Genomic DNA, 21,092 nt, shown 5'->3' on the forward strand with positions numbered 1-21,092 from the left:
AAGGCCGCGACAGTCTTCTGTCGCGGCCTCTTTATATTGCTTTGTGATAGATCAGAATTTCACTTGCAGACTGGCTGCAAGGTTACCGCTACGCCCCGCATCACCAAATTCACCCGTGTAGCCAACCGTCAGGGCCGTGCTCTGCGTCAGGTCGATACCGACTGAAAGGTTCACTTTGAATACGTCTTTGGCAACATTGGTGCCGCTGACAGTGAACGCATCGCCGCCCGAGAACGCCATGCCTGCTTGTGGCGCGTTCGCATCAAAGACATGCCGCCACGCTGCACCGCCCGAAAGGCGGATGGGGGTCGCACCTTCGGAGAGGTGCATCTGCCCCCGCAGGCCCAGTTCGCCCACTGTCGCATCAAATTTATTGCCTCGAACGTTCAGCGCAGCATCATTGCCGTTTTCCGAAGCCGCGTCGGTATTAACGGCAACGTGGGCGATGCTACCATAGGGTTGAAGGACCGAGGTCCCAACCGCGAAGTCATAAGACGCCTCGGCAAAGATTTGCGTTGTGTCCGCGCCGTAGCTTGATGTCAGAGTATCAGAAAAGTCTGCAAAAAAGACGCCACGCGTGCTGTCAATTTCGCTGTGGGTCCACGTCGCCCCAGCTGTGATACGGGCCGCGCCGAAATCGCGCCCGGCAACAAAGCCAAGGTTGGTGAAGTCGCTTTCCGATGTATCGCGTGCGCCATCTAAACTGGCGGACCCTTTGCCAAAGCCAAGCATCGCGCCATAGACCCATTCGCTGCCAAGTGCTCCGTTGATCCCAACAAGTGTCCCAAAGGAGGAATGGTTTAGGTCACGCGTTTCTTCGCCGTCGATACTGGCTTGGCCACCATAGCTTTGCATCCAGAATGAAGTCGCGTCACCGCCCTTATAACCGCGCAGTTGCGACAATGCAGCGGAGCGCAAGTCGTTGCCCTGATCTGCGAGGGCCGTCATGCTGGCGGCGTAGATTTCACCCGAAAGAGCGTCGAAGGCTTGGTCCGCAGCCGCCGCATCAAGCATCACGGCCTTATCAAAGAGGGCGTTGCCGAAGCCGAGGCTTTCAACGCCAGCCGCCGTGGCCCCCCGATTTGCCGTTGTCGCGACCTGATCAAAGGCTGTGTCATTACGCTCAAGGCTCAACGAGACATCTTGCACCCCATAGCTCAAGGCTGCGTCGAGAAACGCAAGCGAGGACGTCACACTGTCAAATTGACCTGATACAGCGCCACCAGACTGTAATATGACATAGTCAGTGAGTGGGGCGTAGTCGCCAGCTGCGGCAAGCGCCACCGCTGTTCCGCCACCGATTGTGATATCTCCTGTCGCCGTGACGACGTCGGAATCACCCTGAGCATTCACTTCGACTTCGAAGAGTGCGCCAGCATCTATGGTCAAATCGCCGTCAATATTTAACGTGCCGATACTGTTGCCTGCGGCCAAAATTGCGCCACTGCCTACTGTCAGTGAGCTGACCGTACCACGACCACCGATCGTCGCGCCATACATGAGGCTAACGCCCGAAGATTGGGCGATCGACCCGTTGACGACCAAAAGCCCATCCGACACAAGAGTTGCCCCAGTATAGCTGTTATTGGCCTCCAATGTGAGCGTGCCGTCCCCGCGCTTTTCAAGCGCGCCAGTGCCCGAAATCTCCTTGAGCGCGGCGACCGTCGTACCGGTGCCCCGGATGTCGAGCCAGCCGCCCTCCGTACCCTCTAGGCTGACCTCACGGTCCAATGTCGCCATTTGCGTGCCGGTGACTGCGAGGCCGCCGTTGTCGAGGCGCAATGTCGCAGCCGAAGTGCCAAGTGCTGCATCCTCGTCAACGCGCACCGTCCCGCCATCTTTGACAAGTGTTTCGGAGATAAAGCTGTGGTCGTCGATGCAATAGTCGCTGACAGCTTGGGCAAGACGGGCATCCGCTGTTCCACAGTCCAGCAGGGTCTTCTTTTCACTTTCGCTGAGCCAATCGAGGATTGGATTTCCGTCAGCATCAGAAACCTGACCCAGATAAACATCTTTACGCATGTTGTTGCGCGTCAGGTAGAATTCTCCTTCGCTCTCGTCGAAGACAGCGGCGTCCTCGCTCCACACGAGACGGGTTACTTCGTCATCGTTTTCGTCCAGCTCGTATTCCAGTTTGGGGCCAATCCAAGCAAGATCATGGGCAACGAGCTCGTGATCCGAATAGGCCTTGCCGTCGGCCGTTACGTCAGTCTGGTCCAAAACGCCTGTATATGGATCATCTTCCTGATTAACGATTGCCCACCATTTGCCAAAGGGGCGAGACACCATGAAATGATCAATCGCTCCGCGATCCCAGCTCGGCCAAACGTTGGTATGATCCTCTTCAACCGAGGTCCAGGTCGTGCTGCCATCGGCCAAAATGTGAGGGGCGAACGGCTCGCGCTGCGCTTCTGTCTCAAGAAGGATGAAGTCGTGCTTCATCTTATTCATCGTGACAGGCAAGTTGTCTTGGATCGGATACATCTCGTCTGCGAAGAGCGTATCGGGAATGTCGGCAAGCGCGAGGTTCTGCCCGCTGTGCTCGGAGATGAACTGTGTCATCGCCGCCTGATCAACGGCGTACTGCTCAAGCAAAGTGCCGTAGAAACTGTTGCCCGAACGCAAGTAGTTCTGGAGGATAAGCTTCTGTTGGCTCGCCCGATTGAGCCCGCGCTCCGAGGTGTCCGCCGCGTTATAGTCGCCCACGAGCACCACTGAGCGATTGGTCGACTTCGCCCATTCAGCGAGGCCCTCTACTTCGGTCAAGCGTCGCACAGAGGTATCGCGATAATCGAGGTGAACAGACCCAAAGACGGTTTCGGGGATCGCATTGCTGCCGTCAGTTATCTGATAGGCGACTGAATCGCCCATAGAATTGGTTCCGGTAATGCCCTCCAGGCGGCTGAGAATTCCAGTATCCCCCTTTTTTACATAGGTATACTCTCCAAGTCCTGCATCGCGCAGACGTTGTTGCAATCCGGTCAAATAGGCCTCGCTCCACAATTCCTGAAAAGCGATCACGTCGTAGCCGCCATTGACGAAAAGCGGAGCAATATCATCGAGGTTGTTCCTGAATTGGTCGGCCCATGTATTGAAGGTGAGGACGCGCAGCGCGCCATTGGAATCGGCCACAACTGGCGTGGTGAATAAGCTGGCGATTGCGACCCCGCTTAGCAGGGCAAGTCTCAGGGAATTTTGCGAATACCGCAGCTTGGACTGCGCTTGGGGGGCATGTTGGGTCATTGGATCCTGCTAGATTTGTCTGAACAAAGGGCGGCACCAAACGTCAAAGCGTTGTGGCGTAAAATCCTTCTGACCGATTCTTATGTAACTTATATTACGTGGTGTAATATAAGTTACATTTCACCCCCCTGTGAGACCGGCCGAAATGCCACCTTGCGCAAGCGGGCTCTTGTCCCGCAGTGCAGCCCCTTGCGCGATGCGAACCAAAGTTCTGCAATCCACCGCCTTGTGTTTAAATGCTGGGTGTCTGTTTAATGCTACCGATTGTCCTGCACCCGCTCACGCTCTTGGTTGATCGTGACGATATCCGCGCCGCCAAGGCCAAAGTCCGTGCTCAGGGATGCGCCTTTCTTATTCTTCCAACCGTTGACGACCACACGCACGATCCAGCGTCGCGCACCTGAGGGGCCACCCCCCAGATAGAGCCCACTATCGCCATGCCGCCTACCGCCGAAGCTCTCAACCAGCGTTTTGGCCAATTTGCTGGATAAGGCCAAATATTAGAGGCGACATTCCATACCACTCAAGGAAAGAATGCAGACACTACCGAAAGGAACTCGAGGCGACAGTAAGGCGACATCAAGCCGATGAAAAAACAAGAAAAAGGCCGCTTGAAGCGGCCCATTCAAATCCAACAAAAAGGTATGATGGCGGAGACGAAGGGATTCGAACCCTCGAGACCCTTCCGGGCCTACTCCCTTAGCAGGGGAGCGCCTTCGACCACTCGGCCACGTCTCCACCGACGCGTATAGCCAAGTAAACATAGTGGTTACAAGGCGAAAAGAACCCTTTTTGAAATTTTCCTGTCAGGGGCGAAAAACCCTCAAAATGGCACCCAGAGGCACCGAATGGCACTGGGTCTGGGAAACATTTGGGCAATTTCCCTATCAGGAAAAGCGCCTTGGGCCTGAGATTGCGGGAACAACAGAAGCGACCCAAAGTGTTCGTCCGCTACTTGACCGACGGTCTCTTGAACTCCCGCCAAACAAGACCAAACTGCTTCATCAAAAAATTTGTCGCTCCGGTTTCCGCTGCAGACCAAACGCACCGAGGTTCTCATCATGATCAAAACCTCAACACCAAAGCTCGACCCAGGCACCGCGACGATCGAACAAATTGAAGGCTACTTCGGAATAAAGGGAGACAAACGACGTGAGGTCTTCGCCGCCTGGGGCTTCCCGAGCAACGCCTCGACTGCATGGTCTGAAATCTGGGCGGCTATGGGCTTGAACCAAACTCAAGCCAGGAAACTTTGGGCTGATCTTCAAACCCCGCTCTTGGACAACAAGGAAGTCTCCCGGATTACGGGCATAAGCGTGGGCACGATCAACGACTGGTGCAACAAAGAGAAATACCCCACGTTCTTCCCCCCACCCATCCGTCTTGGCGCGAGGAAGAAATTGTGGATTTCGCTTGAGATTCTCGCATTCAAGCAACCAAGCTTGTATTCAGCGCGAGCAAAGGAAATTCGCCGGCAGGCATTTCTCCCAGCATACGTTAAGACATCGTTCCGTACTTCAAACATTGATCTCAACCCATTGCCCTCTACTCCCGTGATAGAAGAAAATCCTTCGCATCTTGATCGATCGGCCAACCTTACTGTTGCCGAACGACAAACGAGGGACACGATGTTTCACACGACGGAAGAGTTGATCTCTGAAATTACTCGCCAAGTGGAATTTTCTGCTTCGTCAGAAGTGCCTACTATGAATAAAGTTATTGAAGTGCTTGAGGCTGAGATCGAAGCGGGTCATCCGACCAGTTCCCGGAGGCGTGCTCAATGTGCACTCCGCAGCCTACTGCGTGCTCGCAAGCTCGCGCCCGAGACTGTTGAGCTTAACATAGATAATTTCGACCGCCTATTCCCTCGCGCTGGTTGGAACCGCGTGAATATGCCAACCATGACACAAGCTACATACCTTGATTATCGCAAGCGTGCGCGCGGAGGCGTGGAGAACGCGTTGGGCATCTCAAAACACAAACGCGAATTGCGGGAACGTGTCGACAACTGGCTGAAGGCTGCTAAATGGCTGAAAAGTCTGCCCAGGTACAGAAAGCGCCAAGTTGACTTGTCATGCGTTGAATCTACGCTGACAATGTGTGCCAGGGAGAGTGGCTACCAGCCCGTCGATATGACGCAGAGCACGTTCCGCGCTCTATACGCTCGAGCATCCAGCACACAGAAGAAAAGTCTGCGTAACGCCGCTCGCCTAATTGCACGATTGCAAGCTGACGTTGAAACAGCCGATGGGATTCGAACCTTCTTTCCTCACCCGATCGCTGCGATCCAAACAACCTCGCCAAGGCAGCATGAACTACCTTCTCAATTTCAGATCGAAATCGACATGATGACGCAAGTGTCGAGCCGGACCAAATACTCAAAAATTAGAAAAGAATGGAGGCATTTAGCGAAGAAAACGACGGACAGTCATAAAAAGGCTATGCGCGGAATCATTCATGCTCTGATGAAAGTTGGCCGACTGCACTCCTCTGCAAATACGATTAGAATTGCACTTTCAGATCAGGACGCTGTGTTTGAGGCATTGCAGTATGTGCTTTCCCGCGGTGAAATTAAGGCAAGCACTGCAGCTTCGATGGCCGGATACCTACCTCCAATACTTGAGCGCAACGGAATTAGTCTGCCGGAATTGAGAGATGAAATCAAAGCCATACCGGAATTCAAAATTTCAATAAAGAATTCACAGATGGGTTTGGAAACTCAGAACTTGTGCCGGTCTCTCATTGAACGGCTCGACATGCGCGCAGATTTTCTTCTGTCACACGCTCCTTTGCGTCGTGAAGCCGAAGCCATTATGCGATTGGCCAAAAATGACAGGCGAGGCTTAACCAGAACTGAACGTACACGGGTTCGCCAACTTGGCACCGCAGCACTATTCTGCGCAATCGAATGTGGCGGGGCTCCGATCCGCGTCGAAAACTTCGTTGAAACAACTGTTAATGTTCCCGATGCCTGGTTGACGGTCGCGTCGAAGAACGAGTTTCGATTGGTTGTTCCAGAAAGTGAGACCAAAAACAAAAAAGCTATCGACACCCTCATTAGCGCCAGCGCAGAGCTTTATCATGATACGGTGCGATGGTTCCTCGAAAAGGTTCGTCCGCACTTTTTTAGAAACGATGTCTCAGGAAATATTCATGACGACAAAAGGCAAGAAAAAGCAGCCAAGACCGCTGCACTTCAGTGCCGCTGGCTAATTCCGGGAGTAAAGAATCAAACAAAAAGCCTTTGCTACAACACTTTTCTCAGCTGGTTTCAGAACCACATGCGAGACTTGGTCGGCATTACTTGCAACCCTCATAACTTCCGCCACGGACAAGCCAGTTTGCTCTACCATGAATACCCAGAGCGGATCGACATGATAGCAAAGCGCCTTGGTGACACTGTTGAAACCGTTGTTCGATTTTACGCATGGATTCATAACGAGATGCTGATGCGTGAAGGACAGAAAGCGCTCGTTGCACTGCTCCCGGGAGGGCACCGCACATGAAACCCGATCATTCACGACTACTAAATTCAAAAGAAATCGTAAAATCGGGCCAGCGCGATACCCGTTCGAGAAGCGAAGTTCTTTCGGGCCAAAATTGGACCAAGTTGCTAAGCTTGCCCGCAGTCAAAACGTTGCAAACAAAAAATCTGCGACAAGTGGATAGTTTCTTTGACTATTGTACGCACCGGGGCCTTACTGACATCGAGGTTGATCATTTTTTGATTTTGACAAGTCGAGCAGTCCAACCAGTCTGCGTCGTCTTAGAGACACTTTACGGTCCATATATGGCCTGCATCATCCTATTTCTCATGTAGTAGACCGCGCTCGCCAAATAAGATGCCGCGCTCACCGTTTTAAGCAAGGGCGAACAGGTCAGAGGAAACAGACATCACAAAGGTTGCGTTGCTCAGTTCCCGTTTGTGAGTTGCCAGGGACTTGGCGAACTATGTTGGATGAACTGGAGGCAGGCCAGCGCGTAAGGGGACGCAGAAGTTCCGGAGCTACTGTGCGGAATATGCGAAGCTATGCCCGCCAGCTAATATGGTCTGCCCGGAAGGCGGGTTTATCTGATGAAATTAGTATGCAAACACTATTAGCTTACGATCAGGATCTATCTCAGCGCGGGCTTAGAGCGACCAGTTGCGCAATGCAGTTTGGTTTCCTTGGCGCGTTGACAAAATTTGTTCAGCCAGACGCTTATCTTGAAGATGCCATCAAAGAACTTGTCGCAGACTATACAATTGCTGCGAATGGCTCAGTCAGGCTGAAAGAGGGCCGATATGCAAATCTGGCCTCCATCGATGTTCTCTTTGATCAGGCTTACGTCCTCTTAGACGAAGGTCTCACTGAGAAACACAAAACTAAAAGAATCTCATTGCTCGTCGACGCCGCCGCAATCGCCTTCCTCACACTTGTTCCACTGCGCAACGCTGATACGGTGCTGCGTTGGGGAGAACACATATCAGTTGACGCCTCTGGTACAGATGACTGGGTTTACAGGATTGGCACATCGATTTCGAAAACATTCGCTGATTTCGGTGGAAAATTGCATCCTATACTTAACCCCTTCTTAGAAACTCTGCTATTGCAGGGGCAGCACCCCGCCTTCCTGCAGCGGCGATTGGCGGAAGCAATTTCCGACCGAGAGCCGGTCTTTCCTTTAAGTAACGGTGACGCGCGCAGCAATAATAACCTCTCGCGACGCTGGCGGGTTCGCCTTGGCACTGGCAGCCACATTGCACGAACACAGGCCCATACCCTTCTCGGCGCATTAGGTCCAAAAGGCGTTAACTTCGCACTGGCTTTGTGCGCGCAGCGCTCATACGGGACAAGGGTCCACTACCAAGACAGATCTCTCGACCGCGAGCTTATGTTGGAGAGTCAAAGGAAGCTCTCCGCGACCTTACCCAGTGATCTTGTTGCGCGGCGATTGGAAGGCCTTGAACCACAGAAAGTTTAGACTCACATGCGCTCTAAATGCGCATCTCAGGGACTGAAAAGAAACCAGCTGAATCCGCAGACGTTAGCGACAGCTATCACAAAGGGCGGAAAGTGTGCATTCGCTGCAAGTGCGAGGTTGCCGTGCGTCGATGGGGACAGCTGACATTCAATCAGCCACGGAACTGGTGTTTGTGCTGCGGTGCGGAAGGCGGCTTCGAGCCCTTCAAACGAACAAGCAGCTCGACCATTTCGCAGCCGCAGCAAAATCAGCCGAGAGAGACCGGCCCTTTGCGGACCTTGGCCATGACTTCAAGATGCTGCAGTGCGGCCCGTCATTGCGGCCATTTATTCATCGTGCAGCATTCTATTAAGTTAAGCGTCGGTCAGAGGTGTGGTTTCAACGGAGCGCCGCAACACACGCTTCAAATTTCTCTGCGGGGGTTTGATATTGCGAGGTCTTTCGAGGTCTCTCGTTGAGCAGGCGGGCCACGGCGCTCAGCTCGGCCTGACTAAAGCCCGATATATCAACGCCTTTCGGGAAGTATTGGCGAAGAAGTCGATTGGTGTTTTCATTACTCCCTCTTTGCCAAGGTGACTGAGGATCACAAAAATAGGCGTCGATCTTTGTCGCCATGGTGAACTTTCGATGGCCGGCCATCTTTGACTTACGATCCCATGTCAGCGATCGATACAGCTCTTTTGACAGTTACCGCGACAAATAGTTTAACTTACTGCCGATCTGGAATGGGTCGAGACGCAGCCCGGGTGTTTTAAGAACCACCTGCCAACGGCCAAGTTGGGCAACCGAACCGGTATTGCGACTGCACGAAAAGCGAAACGACGATTGGACTATATGATCGGGGTTCATCCGTGTGCCTATCGACATTAAGTCTGACGTCGGCATGTCGCACAGCGTTCAGCTTCTCGATCCAATGGTCTGGCAAATTGTGCTGGACCGCTCCCTCACGGATCAGAGTGATGTAGCGCAGGGACGGTTTACCGTCCTCGGGCTGGCCGTCGGCGATCAGGCTGAAGGCGCGGAGCCGATTGCCTGCATGATCCTCGGCATCAAGCCAGATCGGGTAATACCGCCAACCCGGCACGCCTTCGGTCGAATGCAGCCAGACCATATCCCGGCGCGTCATTCGGTATAGAACGCCCCAAACCTCTTCTTCTGGCGCGGGTTCGATGTTGGCGGGGGCGGACAGCCCACGTGGCCGGCCCTGAAGATTGAAACGCAGCCTGTAGTCTGGCGCACGTCTCACACGCCATTCCAAAGGCTCCATCTTGCGACGGCCCAGAAAAACGCTGTTGTTCATGTTGGCCCCGAAGGCGAAATACCAGACCTCGTCATCAGGATGGCCGTCCAAAGTCAGGCCCCATCCGCGGTACCAGAGCTGAGCGAGCGGCCAATAGCGCAGGATGATCGGCAACCACAGACGTTTCAAGAAACGGCGAAAGGCGATCATCTGGAACCCTCCGGCGCAAGGCGCGAGATGCGCAGCAGTAGCAGCAGCTGCGCACCCGCGGCAAGGATGGCAGCGACAAAGACCGCATGGATCGAGGTCAATGATATCAGACCGGCCCCAAGCAGCGGTAAAAGAGCCGCAGGCGAGGCCAGCGCGTTGAAATACGCCGAATAGGCAGGGCGTCTGTCATCGGGCGATATTTCCATCAGGTAGCCCAGATAACCAATGGTTACGCCGTTCATCATCGCACCAATCAGCGCGAAAAGCGCCAAGTAGCCCCAGAGACCAGCGCCGAGACCCAACAAAACCAGTAACAGCAGCGGCGGCACGATCCGGATAAGCGCCACGGTCTGCAACATCCGCAACTTGCCCGCGCCGTCGCCAAGTTTGCCCCAGACCGGGTTGGAAACCAGAGCGCCGGCGGTCTGCGCGCCCAACAGCAGGCCGACGTCGGCAACAGTGACACCGCTACCGTTCGCTGCGACGACATAAAACGGCAACGCCATCAGGGTCGCGCCGCCCAGCCACTGGGACTGGAGGAATAACCGGAATCGGCTGTCAGTCCTCAGGACATGCCAACCGCCGCTTAAGAACGCCCGCACATCCTGCGGTGGTTTGCGCCCAACCTTAGGGGGTATTATCGGCGGTTCACCCGCCGAAACGAACAACATCGAAGACAGGACCATCAACAGTGCTGCCAATCCGAAAATTAGAGCGTAGGCCTGAAGGTTCGGCAAGATATCAAGCGTTAGCCGCACAAAGGCGGCGACCGCCAGCGCGAAAATACCGCCCCCGAAAAACCGCCACGCCAACATCCGGCTGCGCGCCTCTGATGGGATCGACCGCCCGACGATATCGTTATACGGAACCGCGACGACGCCGCTGACAAAGGCGTAGAGCGTCCATAGCCCCAGAAATACCCATCCCAGTGCGACCGCAGACATGCCAGCACCAAACCAAAGAAGAAGTGCGATCAACCCTGCCATCAATGCCCGCCCAAAGGCACCGAAGACGTAGAACGGCATGCGTCTATCTGCGCGTTCAGCCAAGAAACCGACAACAAGTTGTGGTAGAAGCCAGCCCAGACGCAGCACAGCGCTGGCAAAGCCGACGGCAAACGCGCTGCCCGTCAGTTGAAAAACAAGGCTTGCCACGATGGTCGCGGAATCAATCGCAGCACTTCCCGCCTGAAAGGCAGCACCTGCACCCGCGATGCGCCAGAAGCGGCCGCGTTCGGTCGTGTGGTCCGACTTCCCCATCACATGGACCCAGCACAGGTTTGTCGCATACGATCCATGGTCATGGCCAATCTGTTCCGTCGGTGGATCGATCGAGCGCTTGTCGCAAAGCCTCGATATCATGCACGCCACCGCTGTCGCGGACAGCACGATCAATGCGCAGGGCTGCGTTGTACCCTTGGGCTGCCTGCCGGTCGGGTGCGCTGTCATACGCGGCGTGGTAACGCGCTGCGAAACTGTTTGTGGAGGAGAGCGCATTGCCGGTCCAAATCTCGGCGGGAGGCAGTGCGCCCGGTGTGATGACCAAAGTCGCGTCATCGGCCCTGCGCGACGGTGCAACGTCCGGCCCGCTGAAATTCACGACCACCGTTGCGGCAGTCGTAGGCGCGCCTTTGAGCCAGATAATGCCTTCCGCAGCGTCTACGGGTTGGACGCGGATAAACAGATCGATGCCGCCAAGATGCCCGTCCGAGGTTTCCGCCGCGTGGCTGTCACGCTCACTGGCGGCCACGCGCATACCTTGTATTGCCGACGCCAGATCCAAAGGCTCTGCCGCCGCAGTTGCATCTAATGTCACGACAAAGCTGTGGGCCGATGCCACATTTGGTGTCGCTGTTAAAACAGCCGTGAGTGCAATACCGACGGCGGTAACCACCGACCGACATGTCGGCAAAAATCGTCTGCTATTGTCCGGCATGTACGATCTCCTGCTGCCTGCTCCGTATGTCGATACCGGATTGCCACAGCACGATCAGACCGCCGCCGACGACCACGATGATCGAAATCATCCAGTTGAACAGGATCATCAGCAACGCTTGTTCTTCGGGGACACCCAAAAGGTTGAAGGCAAACGCCGACCCGATCACAAAGCCACCCGGCACCCGTATGAACCGAGTCAGAACCAAGGAAAATCCGGCAAATACCATCAAGAAGAGATAGTCGAACGGGGCAAGTACGATGCCGACAGCAAGGCCTGCCCAGACATAATGCGTGGCCGAGATGAGCTTTGCCGCGACGGCACCCAACAGCACGTTCAACCGGTGCCGGCGTGCCTTGGGCCATACCACCCCATCACAGAGCGAGCCGCGCAACTGTGCACCATTGGCGCGAAACCACTTCGCCACCCAATCGAAAAGGCGGCAAATCAACGGCCCGTCCTGAGCCAGCAGGGTCCTAAACCGAAACAGCGCCCACAAGAGTCCCCCGAACAAGATGAAATTGATCGCCCCCGCGACCGCAAGCCCAAGCTCCAGATTGCCACTAACCTGTGGCACCTTGCCCGCCATGGCGACAAGACCCGCGAACAGCGCAAAAACCACACCATCAATGAATCGCGCGATGATCGTCGTAGACAACACCGTGCCCATCTTCAGGTCTTCCATCCGCGCGATCAGCCACGATCGCACCAGCGGGCTGATGCCCAGCGGCACCAGCACATTGGCCCCATACCCGGCAAGCAACGCACCGGTTAGCCGCAAGGTGCGCACCGGCTTGACGTCATGCAAAATCTGACGCCACTTCCAGCCATTAGCGACCTGTTCCAGCAAGATCGTCGCTGTTAACATCAACACCCAACCAAGATGTGCCTCGCGAAGACCGGTTAGAAAACGGGAGAAATCCAAGTCACGATACAGCCAGAAGATCAGCGCAAGCGCGACCACGCCCCCAACCAGCGGCGGCAACCAGCGTCGTACAAGGGAACGGGACGGCGGTTTTGGTGAAATGGTGTCGATGATAATCTCCGGTCGGGGTTGTCAGTGTACCTTCCATTCACCGTCACGAAGGCCAGTGCGTGGGTCTATGGTCGCACTGATGCGGTTGTTGATTCTGGTGCAGGTTAACCGCCGTACCGTGGTACGGTGTCAACAAAAGTCTTCGTATAACACAACTTTCAGACCGATCACTTCGGCCGCTCGATGGCACCGATGATTGAACAGGCACCAAGGTCGCCATTTCCGGGGCAGCCGTCGATCAATTCGTCCAGCAGCGTCGCTATCTTTTGCAATCCCTCCAGACGTTCCCAAACCTCGCGTCGTTTTTGAACCGCCAGCTTACGAACGTCGTGGCAATTGGCGTCAGCACGGGCCCTTAAAGAAAGCAAATCTGCGATCTCGCTAAGAGAAAAACCGATGCCTTGTGCGTCCTTGATGAACCGCAACCGGCTTACAGATGCAGCATCATAGAGACGCGGGCGGCCATCCACAGGTTTAATCGGCTGTGTCAGTAAGCCGCGGCGTTCATAGTATCGGATCGTTTCAACATTCACTTGCGCCGCTCGTGCCGCCTGTCCGATTTTGAGATTTGCCATTGTTTCGACCTTTCAATCCTGATCCGTGTTGCAACATTATAATCATTATCCACTTTGGGTTATCATGAACTGGACGGGCTTTGTTATTCAGAAAAGCTGCCTGCCGACGCACTTAAACGTCATCGATTCAGTCGGCGCGCCTACGGTGTGATCGTAATTAGCCCTCCAGCAATGCGCTAATAACTGCGGAATGCGGGGCTGCATTGCCCTTCCGCGTGGCAATCTAAACCATGCCCCTCCCGACCTAAGCTGACGCTATCTTACAGCAGGGAGTTGAAAGCGGATGTTCAGAACTGGCGGTTCTCTGGTTGGCAACGCTTTGACGTGGATCAATGATCGAGCAACAAATCACCTCCAAGTCAGTTGGAGACCAGAATTTCACATCGCCGAAATACGCGATACCATAGGCCGTACGCATCGCTTACTGCATTGCAGCGTTTGAGACGAATGGGTTCGGCTCCGCCTTCCACACCGCAGAAAGAATTTGAATCCGTTACCATTTGAATGTCGGCTGTCGGCGTTGACCCAATTTTATCGCGCACCTGCGGCGAATTCACACTTTCCGCCCGTTGTGTTTATCTTCGCAAACGGCCCTAACCGGCCTTTGAACCAGCCTTCCAATGCCGCAGCGCGGCTTCCCCAGACCGGCCGTTCGTGCATCATGCAGCATTTTGTTGACTCAATTATCGGTCGGCGGACTCTGCTGCCTTTCATGGCATCCGATTAAATGTCTTTTTTACGGAAGGCATTAAGTAGCTGCATCTTCTACCAAAGTCCGCCGCCGATAGCCGCAATGAAGGGCTTACTGGTAATCCCAGCACTTATTACACTACTAATGATTTCCCTGTCGCGCAGGAATGGCGGTCGTCGTCAACCCGAGAACCAGCCAATCCTGCATACCGCCGCGATAATAATAGATACGCTCAGGCGGAAATCCGTCGCCTACCATTGTGTGAAACGCGGAGGGACTCTGCGGGCAAGCGGGACCGTTGCAGAACGCCACCACTTTTTTGGCAGAGGAGCAAACCCACCCCTTGGCGGCTCGTGAACAGCCCAGTTCGTCAAGCCTGTGCGTCACTTCGCTAAATGGAATTGAGATGCTCCCGGGAATGGTTGCCTTTAGGCGCCATTCGGGCTCTCGCATGTCGACGACGAGAAACTCTGGATCAGCCAGCGCTGCAAGAACCTCGAGTTCTCCCGCAGGGTTAATGCCTGGAATTGGGATTATCGGCTGCAGCACCCCAGTGATAAGCTGCATTTCATTCTTCTGACGGATGATTTCGACAGGTCCATCTGCCGTATTGACGACGAGCTTCGTCTCGTCCCCTGTGATCTTGAGCAGATCAGGCATGGGCTTACTCCTTTGAGTTTCTCGAGTTCGATTAACGGTGCAACCAATGTTGTCTTCGAAGTCCACGCCCATCGGTAACAGAACTGGATCAGGGGCTGAGCGGCATGAGCCTTTCGGCCGCTCAATTCGCGTCGCCAAATGGCGCAGCAGGACAGGCGCATCAAGTCAGTTTGCGCCGCCAACGGGCGTCTTAAGATAGGCGATCAGGTCGGCCATGTCTTCACCGGACATTGACCATCGCGGCATCGCGGGGTCGAGACGCTCACCAGCTGGGTCGACGCCATCCGTAATTGCGCGGCGAAGCAGGTCTTCGGTATAGCTATCGTGGTCGCCATGATCGTCGCCATCGCCATCTTCGTCCAAATGCACACCGAACAGGGCGGCGGCGGTCAGATCTGGCGCGGAATTCCAGAATTTCGGCGTCAGACGCCCACCCTTGCGATCGGCACCGTGACAGGCAACACATCCACCCGCCGACATGCTCATGTGCATTGTCCCGCCCTGGAGTGATATCGGTTGGCCGGATGCGCTCGTCGCAGTGAAATAGATGCGCTCGCCGTTGCTCATAAACTCTGACGGCCAATCGGCGCGATTGGTCATTGGGCCGAAACCAAGGTTAAGCGCCGCGACCAGCGCAACGCCCAAGACAAGCACGATGCCTCCGAGGCGAACCGAGCGACGGTTAAAGGGATGCGGTCTTTGAGACAATCAGGGGTCCTCCTCGTCGGGGGCTGGTAGGGCGAAGGAGGACAGAATCCATCCTCGGGCGTGATCAACATGTTTGGCAGCTCGGCGCTTTAAGCCAACTTTACAAAGTTTTTACCGCTCACGGGGACCGATGTGGGCGCCGGCATCACGCCGACGCAGAAACGCTTAGTTGTCAGTTTTCATGGTGTCGTTATCTTCTTGCTGGTCCTTCATCATTCCCATCTTTGCGCGCATCTTCTCCATGCGATCCATCATTTCCGCTGGTGCGGTCATTTCTTCAGCCGTAACAGCACCGTCACCGTCCGCATCAAGATGCTGGAACTTATCCACCATCATTTCGCGGATCATCGCGCTGTGAAGAGTTTCGAATTCCGCTATTGAGAGCGCGCTGTCACCGTCACTGTCAAATTCCGTCAACTTGGCCTGCAGTTGAGTACGCATTTCATCGGGTGTCACGGTGCCGTCGCCATCCGCATCAAACATTTGCATCATGTCGCCGCCCATAGGACCCATACTGCCCATCATGCCACCGCCCATCATTTCGCCATGCATCCGTTTCATCATCCCCATCATGCCCATCATTTCAGGGCCCCCACTGTGCATCATCCCGGCCTGCTCATTCGATCCGGCTTTACCTTTGTGCCCGTGATGGGTTTCTGCGAAAGCGGCGCCGCCGATAACTGTGGCAGCCAAGGTAGCCGCAGCGATAAAAATTTTATGTTTCATAGTAAGGTAATCCTCATGGATTGGTTACGTGGGGCTACCTATGGCACTACTTCGTTGGCAACGTATTGATGTGGATCAACCCTCGAGTATCAAATCACTTCCAAGTCATTCGGATGCCAGAATCTCACATCGCCGAAATACGCATTACTATGGGCCGAACGGAGAGCTTACCGCGCTAAAGGTAAGCTGAGCGTAGTAGCAATGAAGTTACGCCTTTGCGGGGCCGGTTATTCAGCCGGCCCCCATCCCTTTTACCTCAACGCAATGATGTGGACAGATCTATGAACAAGCGCGGAAGCATCGCCCTTTGGGTTATCGCAGCACTACAGGCAACCGTAGCGCTCTTCTTTACCTTCTGTTTCGTTCTGGACGCACTGGGGCTCGAGCCGGCAATCCTGACATGGCAAAGCCATGAGTATCAGCAGACTGTTTTGGCAATCGGGCTGAACTTGGGCGTGGCTCTGGGCTGGATCGCATTGAAGATGAGCCTGAACCGGGCCCGCCTTGCCGAAGAAAAGATGCAGAGATGCACGTCGGAATTCTCGCAACTCATGGCCGCCCATTTCGCCGCTTGGGGCCTGACGCCGGCTGAACGGGATGTGGCATTGTTCCTTATCAAAGGGCTAAGCACGCGCGATATCGCCGAAATCCGCGGCACGTCGGAAGGCACGATCAAAGCCCAGACCAACGCGATCTATCGCAAGGCTGGCGTGACCGGGCGCACGCAATTGCTCAGCACGTTTATAGAGGACCTGATGGATGATGCACTGCTACCGGCGGACGATCTGCAGGCCGAGGGTATTAGAAGCCCGGCGATGGCCGCAGTAGTGTGACCAATGGCCTTCTGAGCACAATTTAGTGGAAGGCGCATTGACGCGTAATCCTGACGGGGCTTTCTGAAAGGGCTGTAAGCGGCATCAACTCAGGAGGCTTGGTCGTCCTCCTTGAGCACTTTCTGTGGATTCTTTGAATCGAACTCTTCGGGCCTGTGAGCGGCTCCCTCGTGATCGTCCTGTGCATTATGCCGCTTGCGGTGCGGCGGGCGCTTTTCTTTGGCGTAGTCTGGTTCGTTTGGCATCGGGTGCTCCGTTCTCTAATAGCGCGCTGAGCCGGCTAATTGGCTTCAGAGGCATCTTTTACCCAGAACTCAAACTGTCTGATAAATGTTCCAGCCAAGCCCAGTGCGCCGTGCTTACCTCTCTGGCCTTTTGTTAAGAAGCACATGCTTCAGCGAAAATCTGGGTACGCCTCATCCCGTTGCGCAACTTATCCGACCGGAACCATAGCGGCTCTTCCGCGTTGCCAACACTAACCAAAGGAGAACGATGATGACTTCACAGCGCCAAGCGACTGCAAATTTGGTTCACAATGGAGAATATTCCGATCTACGGTTCGTCAATATGATGTCCGCCCATCATGCGATGGCGGTATCAATGGCCGAGGTTGCGGTGGAAAAAGGCGAGCACAACGAACTCGTCCAGTTCGCAAAGACCATGATCGAAGATCAGAAGAAAGAAATCGAAACGCTTGATGGCATAATCGAAGACCTTGATGGCCCTGATGAAGTCGCGACGGAAACCCATCCCCATGAGCGCAGCATGCTCGGGATGGACAGCCCAGAAGAACTCGCAAAAAAGGCACCCTTCGACAAAGCATTCATCGATTCACAACTGCCGCACCATGCCTCTGCAATTGAAATGGCAGCGGTCGCTCTGAAACAGAGTTCCAACAGCGACATCAAGAAGCTTTCGAGGAGCATTATCGATGCTCAGGCCCAAGAGATCGGCAAAATGATCGACTGGCGCCATAGCTGGTACGGTGAAAAAGGCTGATTTTTGCCAGCAAGATAGCCTTCCTGTGATCTGGCCTACTGTTTGATGTCACACCCACTGGGCACGCTGGCCTCAGAAAAAGTGCAAGGGTCCAGCGGGAAGAAGGCTTTTATAGTTCGCGCCGATAGGTAACCTTGCTTGGGCATAAGGGATACCAAAATTCATGACGACATTGATCGCCATCATTTTGATCTTTGCATTCTCAATGCTGTTCACCGCAGCATTGCGCGCAGGCGGTAAGGGTCCGAGCACCTATCCTCAGAAGCGCCCTATACTCGGGGGCAGTGATCCTGAGACCCATGCATGGCAACGTTTCCACGTCCGGTACTACACCATGACGCTGCTGTTCGTCGCCTTCGAGATGGAGATGATGTTCATGTATCCTTGGGCCGTGGTTTTTGTAGAGGAAGGCCCCAAGGCGCTGGCAGAGATGGGTATGTTCTTGGTCATTCTATCGGTCGGGATCGTTTATGGCTGGCGGGAGGGAATATTTCGGTGGGAATGAGCTGGCTTGCAAAAATGGCAGGGCTGGCCGAAGTGCCGGTGTTTGTAGCCTTTGGCGAGGGTGCCCCTGCCGATGCTGCGAGCGTGCTGGCTAAAACCCCCGGATTGCGCGTTGTTGAGACGCCGCGAGCCGCAGCGGTTTTGTTGGTTGTAGGCACGATACCAGAGGCTCTTATTCCTCAACTACACCGCCTGCATGACCAGTTGCCGCACCCCCGCGCCAGCGCTCTCTGGCATTCACGGAATGAGTTGCCAGGCGCTACGAGAATAGAAGAAATAGCGAAAATCAGCGTTTTGCTGAGGGCAATTCACAGAGATCTGCTGGTTGGCAGTCTCAAGACCGAGCCCGACTTTTTGCCAGATGCCCCGCCAAACGAGTGGCGCGGGATCGGGCCACATGGTCAGGGCGGTAAAGGCATGATGGGCGGCACGCCTTTTGGAAGGCCGATGGCGATGACAGCCGCCGATCTGCGGGATGGGCTGGAGCTTGATGCCTACACAGCAGATTTCGGTCCTTTTCTCCCCATGCTCCCGCCCGGGCTCGTCCTGACCCTCACTCTCCAAGGTGACATGATACAGAACGTTGCGGTTGCGCATCCGCCGTTCGAAACCCAGGAACAACGCGGTTGGGTTCTACTCAATCTTCTGGGACTGCCCGCACTGGCCGAACGGATGTTACGCGCCACCAACATCGGCAATGCGACCCTCAAACGGCTGATCCGCTTATCGGGCGCGCGGGCAGCAATCCCCGAAGGGTTGGGGCGCACTCATGACGGATCGGACGTACGCACGCGCTTTGATCTGCTGACCGGCACCTCAGAACCCATTTTTACCCTGCACGTCCAGCAAACAGGCCTTGATGATCTATTGATCGGTCTGGAATGGCACGAAGCCATGCTGGTTTTGAACAGCTTTGACAACGCATCGCTGCGCGCCATCTGCGCCAATACCTCTGTTCCTGAGCCCGATGCAATGGCGGGCGGCATGGATCACGGCGTTCATGCAGGGCACATGTCATGAGCGTCGCCCTCACCCTGATGATAATGCTCGTATTCATGACCGCCGGCATGCTTATCGCTTCGGTTCTGGACACGTTTTTCTACCGATGGCTGGCCGGACGAGCTGGGGGCAGTTTGCTAACGCCGCTCTATGCCGCTGCGGCGGAAGTGTCTCGGCAACGCATTTCGACCGAGGCGCCAGACAGAATGAACTGGTTCCTGTCCATCTCGGGTTTTCTGACGCTCGGTGCGATTGGTCTCGCTGTCGTACCGCTCGGGCCAGAGTCTGCAGTGATTGGCCTCGAAACCAGTGTAGTACTGTGGGGGGCGTGCGAGTCCCTCGTGGTTGTGCTTGTGTTTTTGCACGGCTGGTCACCCAATTCCCCACTCGCCCTGATCGGGGCCTATCGCTACGTCGCTATTGGGCTGCCGATCATGCTGCTTAGCATGTTTGTCCTGATCGCCGCCGCACTGCCTGCAGAGTCGCTTGATCTACGCGCTATCGTGACGTCGCAAGAAGACCTATGGAACGTGATCCGCCAACCGCTTGGGCTGCCCCTCTTCATACTGTTGGGACTGTCACTTACGCTGCGCGGACCACTCGACTACGCCGACAGTGCCGACCTTGCAGGCGGCACGTCCATCGAAGATTCAGGCGCTAATCGGGCTGGTTGGCAGGTGGCAAGAATGTCCATGTTAGTTGGCTTTTCTGCCGTGGCCGCCTCGGCGTTTCTGGGCGGCTATCTCGGGCCGGTCCTTCCGGGAGTTGTCTGGCTCGCGTTCAAAACACTAACCATCATGATTGTCATTATCGCCCTGTCTCATCTGCTGGCGCGTATGCCCGTAGCACGGATGCTCGGGCTGATCTGGAAGGTCCTGCTGCCAATTGCCTTCCTGGACTTGTTGCTGGCCGGACTGGTGGCGCTGGCATGACGGATATTGCTTTCTATATCCTCTCGGCGATCGCCATCTGGAGCGGTTGGCGGGTTTTTCGGGTCGACTCGATGATCCGTGCAACGTTCGCGCTGATGGTTTCGTTCATCTGTGTCGGTGCCATCGCGCTATTGATGTCTGCCGATTACATCGGCGTCGCCACGGTCTTTATGATGGCGGTCGAGATGATGGTCATGGGTCTTTTCATGGTGATGTTCATGATGAACCCGGCAGGCCTGAACCCGATGCAGATGGTGCATCAATACCGCCTGTCGATAGGAGCGGGCATTGTAGCTTTCATCGGCCTCACAGTCGCGGTGCTGGCAACTGACCTACCGCATAATCCCCTGCCTGCGGGCCGGGATACCATGCGTGATCTGGGCATCAACCTGCTGGGCAGCTCGATGCTGATATTTGAGACCGCCGGGGTGACGCTATTGGCGACCATGCTCGGCGCTGTCATCTTATCGAGCCGCCGTGGCCGGTTTGGAGTGTCGGACGAGGGTGCTATCCCCCCAGGGCTTCATCCGGGCGGAACGCCTGCGGGGCGCAAGGTGGAGGAAGGCGGTGGCCACGGAGGGCACGGAGGGCATGGAGGCCACGGAGGGCATGGTGGTCATGACAAGATGACTGACAAGAAGGACGGCGGCCAAGGCATTGGCCATATGGGTCACGAGATGGCCGACGACGACACGGCGTTGTCAGCAGAGCATACGGGTCACGTGGGACACACAACCGGCGCTAACCCCGAAGGCGCCGATCCAAAGAAGCCCAGACAAGAGCCTGCACCGGACCCGCATGAAGGTCACGGCGCCAGGCCGAAGAAGGAGCCTTGA

19 protein-coding genes, 1 tRNA gene and 1 pseudogene are annotated in these 21,092 nt (G+C 55.3%); 8 read left to right on the plus strand and 13 right to left on the minus strand.

The features are described 5' to 3' along the window. Positions 1–51: 51 nt before the first annotated feature. The 3 genes from E5180_RS09945 to E5180_RS09955 all read right to left on the minus strand — a co-directional run bounded on the left by E5180_RS09945 (position 52) and on the right by E5180_RS09955 (position 3,981). Entirely contained in the window at positions 52–3,243 is a 3,192-nt protein-coding gene (locus tag E5180_RS09945; protein ID WP_138924244.1) for an autotransporter domain-containing protein, read from the minus strand. Positions 3,244–3,500: 257 nt separating this feature from the next. After that, positions 3,501–3,722 carry a hypothetical protein gene (locus E5180_RS09950; RefSeq protein WP_254700454.1) on the minus strand — a complete coding sequence of 74 codons (222 nt, stop codon included), beginning with the start codon at positions 3,720–3,722 and terminating at the stop codon, positions 3,501–3,503. Positions 3,723–3,891: 169 nt separating this feature from the next. Continuing rightward, a tRNA-Ser gene (locus tag E5180_RS09955) sits at positions 3,892–3,981 on the minus strand. Positions 3,982–4,304: 323 nt separating this feature from the next. On the opposite strand from E5180_RS09955, the gene E5180_RS09960 reads away from it, so the two are divergent. Both E5180_RS09960 and E5180_RS09965 read left to right on the plus strand, forming a co-directional pair. Next, positions 4,305–6,749 carry a helix-turn-helix transcriptional regulator gene (locus tag E5180_RS09960; RefSeq protein WP_138924245.1) on the plus strand — a complete coding sequence of 815 codons (2,445 nt, stop codon included), beginning with the start codon at positions 4,305–4,307 and terminating at the stop codon, positions 6,747–6,749. A gap of 580 nt (positions 6,750–7,329) precedes the next feature. Beyond that, positions 7,330–8,208, plus strand: a complete 879-nt coding sequence (locus E5180_RS09965) for a hypothetical protein (protein ID WP_138924246.1) — start codon at positions 7,330–7,332, stop codon at positions 8,206–8,208. A gap of 378 nt (positions 8,209–8,586) precedes the next feature. Here E5180_RS09965 and E5180_RS09970 read toward each other — a convergent pair. The 9 genes and pseudogenes from E5180_RS09970 to E5180_RS10010 all read right to left on the minus strand — a co-directional run. Further along, a pseudogene (locus E5180_RS09970) lies at positions 8,587–8,895 on the minus strand (IS30 family transposase); the annotation flags it as partial. Between the two features lie 64 nt (positions 8,896–8,959). After that, positions 8,960–9,658, minus strand: a complete 699-nt coding sequence (locus E5180_RS09975) for a gamma-glutamylcyclotransferase family protein (RefSeq protein WP_138924247.1) — start codon at positions 9,656–9,658, stop codon at positions 8,960–8,962. Beyond that, positions 9,655–10,917, minus strand: coding sequence for an MFS transporter (locus tag E5180_RS09980; protein ID WP_138924248.1), 1,263 nt, complete (start codon positions 10,915–10,917; stop codon positions 9,655–9,657). The genes E5180_RS09975 and E5180_RS09980 overlap by 4 nt, the downstream gene beginning before the upstream one ends. 40 nt (positions 10,918–10,957) lie before the next feature. Continuing rightward, positions 10,958–11,497 (minus strand): hypothetical protein, encoded by a 540-nt coding sequence (locus E5180_RS09985; protein ID WP_138924249.1) that lies wholly within the window; start codon positions 11,495–11,497, stop codon positions 10,958–10,960. An 82-nt stretch (positions 11,498–11,579) separates the two neighbouring features. Beyond that, entirely contained in the window at positions 11,580–12,578 is a 999-nt protein-coding gene (locus E5180_RS09990; RefSeq protein ID WP_171048938.1) for a lysylphosphatidylglycerol synthase transmembrane domain-containing protein, read from the minus strand. Positions 12,579–12,796: 218 nt separating this feature from the next. Further along, entirely contained in the window at positions 12,797–13,204 is a 408-nt protein-coding gene (locus E5180_RS09995) for a MerR family transcriptional regulator (RefSeq protein ID WP_138924251.1), read from the minus strand. 832 nt (positions 13,205–14,036) lie between these two features. Then, entirely contained in the window at positions 14,037–14,555 is a 519-nt protein-coding gene (locus E5180_RS10000) for a rhodanese-like domain-containing protein (RefSeq protein WP_206338717.1), read from the minus strand. Between the two features lie 165 nt (positions 14,556–14,720). Then, positions 14,721–15,209 carry a c-type cytochrome gene (locus E5180_RS10005; RefSeq protein ID WP_138924253.1) on the minus strand — a complete coding sequence of 163 codons (489 nt, stop codon included), beginning with the start codon at positions 15,207–15,209 and terminating at the stop codon, positions 14,721–14,723. Between the two features lie 219 nt (positions 15,210–15,428). Next, on the minus strand, positions 15,429–15,989 hold the full coding sequence (locus E5180_RS10010) for a calcium-binding protein (protein ID WP_171048939.1): 561 nt from the start codon (positions 15,987–15,989) through the stop codon (positions 15,429–15,431). A 281-nt stretch (positions 15,990–16,270) separates the two neighbouring features. Between E5180_RS10010 and E5180_RS10015 the strand changes: the two genes are divergently transcribed. Beyond that, positions 16,271–16,822, plus strand: a complete 552-nt coding sequence (locus E5180_RS10015) for a helix-turn-helix transcriptional regulator (protein ID WP_138924254.1) — start codon at positions 16,271–16,273, stop codon at positions 16,820–16,822. 89 nt (positions 16,823–16,911) lie between these two features. Here E5180_RS10015 and E5180_RS15825 read toward each other — a convergent pair whose 3' ends face one another. Beyond that, complete coding sequence (locus tag E5180_RS15825) at positions 16,912–17,067, minus strand: hypothetical protein (protein ID WP_206338718.1); 156 nt, start codon at positions 17,065–17,067, stop codon at positions 16,912–16,914. Positions 17,068–17,317: 250 nt separating this feature from the next. Here E5180_RS15825 and E5180_RS10020 point away from each other — a divergent pair, with 250 nt between their 5' ends. The 5 genes from E5180_RS10020 (at position 17,318) to E5180_RS10040 (ending at position 21,092) form a co-directional block, all read left to right on the plus strand. Beyond that, positions 17,318–17,821, plus strand: a complete 504-nt coding sequence (locus tag E5180_RS10020; RefSeq protein ID WP_171048940.1) for a DUF305 domain-containing protein — start codon at positions 17,318–17,320, stop codon at positions 17,819–17,821. A 163-nt stretch (positions 17,822–17,984) separates the two neighbouring features. Next, positions 17,985–18,326 carry an NADH-quinone oxidoreductase subunit A gene (locus E5180_RS10025; protein WP_138924256.1) on the plus strand — a complete coding sequence of 114 codons (342 nt, stop codon included), beginning with the start codon at positions 17,985–17,987 and terminating at the stop codon, positions 18,324–18,326. Continuing rightward, positions 18,323–19,345, plus strand: coding sequence for a hypothetical protein (locus E5180_RS10030; protein WP_138924257.1), 1,023 nt, complete (start codon positions 18,323–18,325; stop codon positions 19,343–19,345). The genes E5180_RS10025 and E5180_RS10030 overlap by 4 nt, the downstream gene beginning before the upstream one ends. Beyond that, on the plus strand, positions 19,342–20,256 hold the full coding sequence (locus E5180_RS10035) for an NADH-quinone oxidoreductase subunit H (RefSeq protein WP_138924258.1): 915 nt from the start codon (positions 19,342–19,344) through the stop codon (positions 20,254–20,256). The genes E5180_RS10030 and E5180_RS10035 overlap by 4 nt, the downstream gene beginning before the upstream one ends. Beyond that, a complete protein-coding gene (locus tag E5180_RS10040) occupies positions 20,253–21,092 on the plus strand; it encodes an NADH-quinone oxidoreductase subunit J family protein (protein ID WP_138924259.1) in 840 nt (279 codons plus the stop codon). Before E5180_RS10035 ends, E5180_RS10040 begins: the two co-directional genes overlap by 4 nt.

The sequence above is a fragment of the Sulfitobacter sp. BSw21498 genome, from assembly GCF_006064855.1.
GTDB lineage: Bacteria > Pseudomonadota > Alphaproteobacteria > Rhodobacterales > Rhodobacteraceae > Sulfitobacter.

Excerpts from the sequence above, each read along its gene's own strand:
- E5180_RS10040 (WP_138924259.1), top strand. The coding sequence starts at position 20,253 with ATGACGGATATTGCTTTCTATATCCTCTCGGCGATCGCCATCTGGAGC.
- E5180_RS09980 (WP_138924248.1), bottom strand. The coding sequence starts at position 10,917 with ATGGGGAAGTCGGACCACACGACCGAACGCGGCCGCTTCTGGCGCATC.
- E5180_RS10000 (WP_206338717.1), bottom strand. The coding sequence starts at position 14,555 with ATGCCTGATCTGCTCAAGATCACAGGGGACGAGACGAAGCTCGTCGTC.
- E5180_RS09995 (WP_138924251.1), bottom strand. The coding sequence starts at position 13,204 with ATGGCAAATCTCAAAATCGGACAGGCGGCACGAGCGGCGCAAGTGAAT.
- E5180_RS15825 (WP_206338718.1), bottom strand. The coding sequence starts at position 17,067 with ATGCCAAACGAACCAGACTACGCCAAAGAAAAGCGCCCGCCGCACCGC.
- E5180_RS09945 (WP_138924244.1), bottom strand. The coding sequence starts at position 3,243 with ATGACCCAACATGCCCCCCAAGCGCAGTCCAAGCTGCGGTATTCGCAA.
- E5180_RS10025 (WP_138924256.1), top strand. The coding sequence starts at position 17,985 with ATGACGACATTGATCGCCATCATTTTGATCTTTGCATTCTCAATGCTG.
- E5180_RS10035 (WP_138924258.1), top strand. The coding sequence starts at position 19,342 with ATGAGCGTCGCCCTCACCCTGATGATAATGCTCGTATTCATGACCGCC.
- E5180_RS10030 (WP_138924257.1), top strand. The coding sequence starts at position 18,323 with ATGAGCTGGCTTGCAAAAATGGCAGGGCTGGCCGAAGTGCCGGTGTTT.
- E5180_RS10020 (WP_171048940.1), top strand. The coding sequence starts at position 17,318 with ATGACTTCACAGCGCCAAGCGACTGCAAATTTGGTTCACAATGGAGAA.
- E5180_RS10015 (WP_138924254.1), top strand. The coding sequence starts at position 16,271 with ATGAACAAGCGCGGAAGCATCGCCCTTTGGGTTATCGCAGCACTACAG.
- E5180_RS09965 (WP_138924246.1), top strand. The coding sequence starts at position 7,330 with ATGCAAACACTATTAGCTTACGATCAGGATCTATCTCAGCGCGGGCTT.
- E5180_RS10010 (WP_171048939.1), bottom strand. The coding sequence starts at position 15,989 with ATGAAACATAAAATTTTTATCGCTGCGGCTACCTTGGCTGCCACAGTT.
- E5180_RS09960 (WP_138924245.1), top strand. The coding sequence starts at position 4,305 with ATGATCAAAACCTCAACACCAAAGCTCGACCCAGGCACCGCGACGATC.
- E5180_RS09975 (WP_138924247.1), bottom strand. The coding sequence starts at position 9,658 with ATGATCGCCTTTCGCCGTTTCTTGAAACGTCTGTGGTTGCCGATCATC.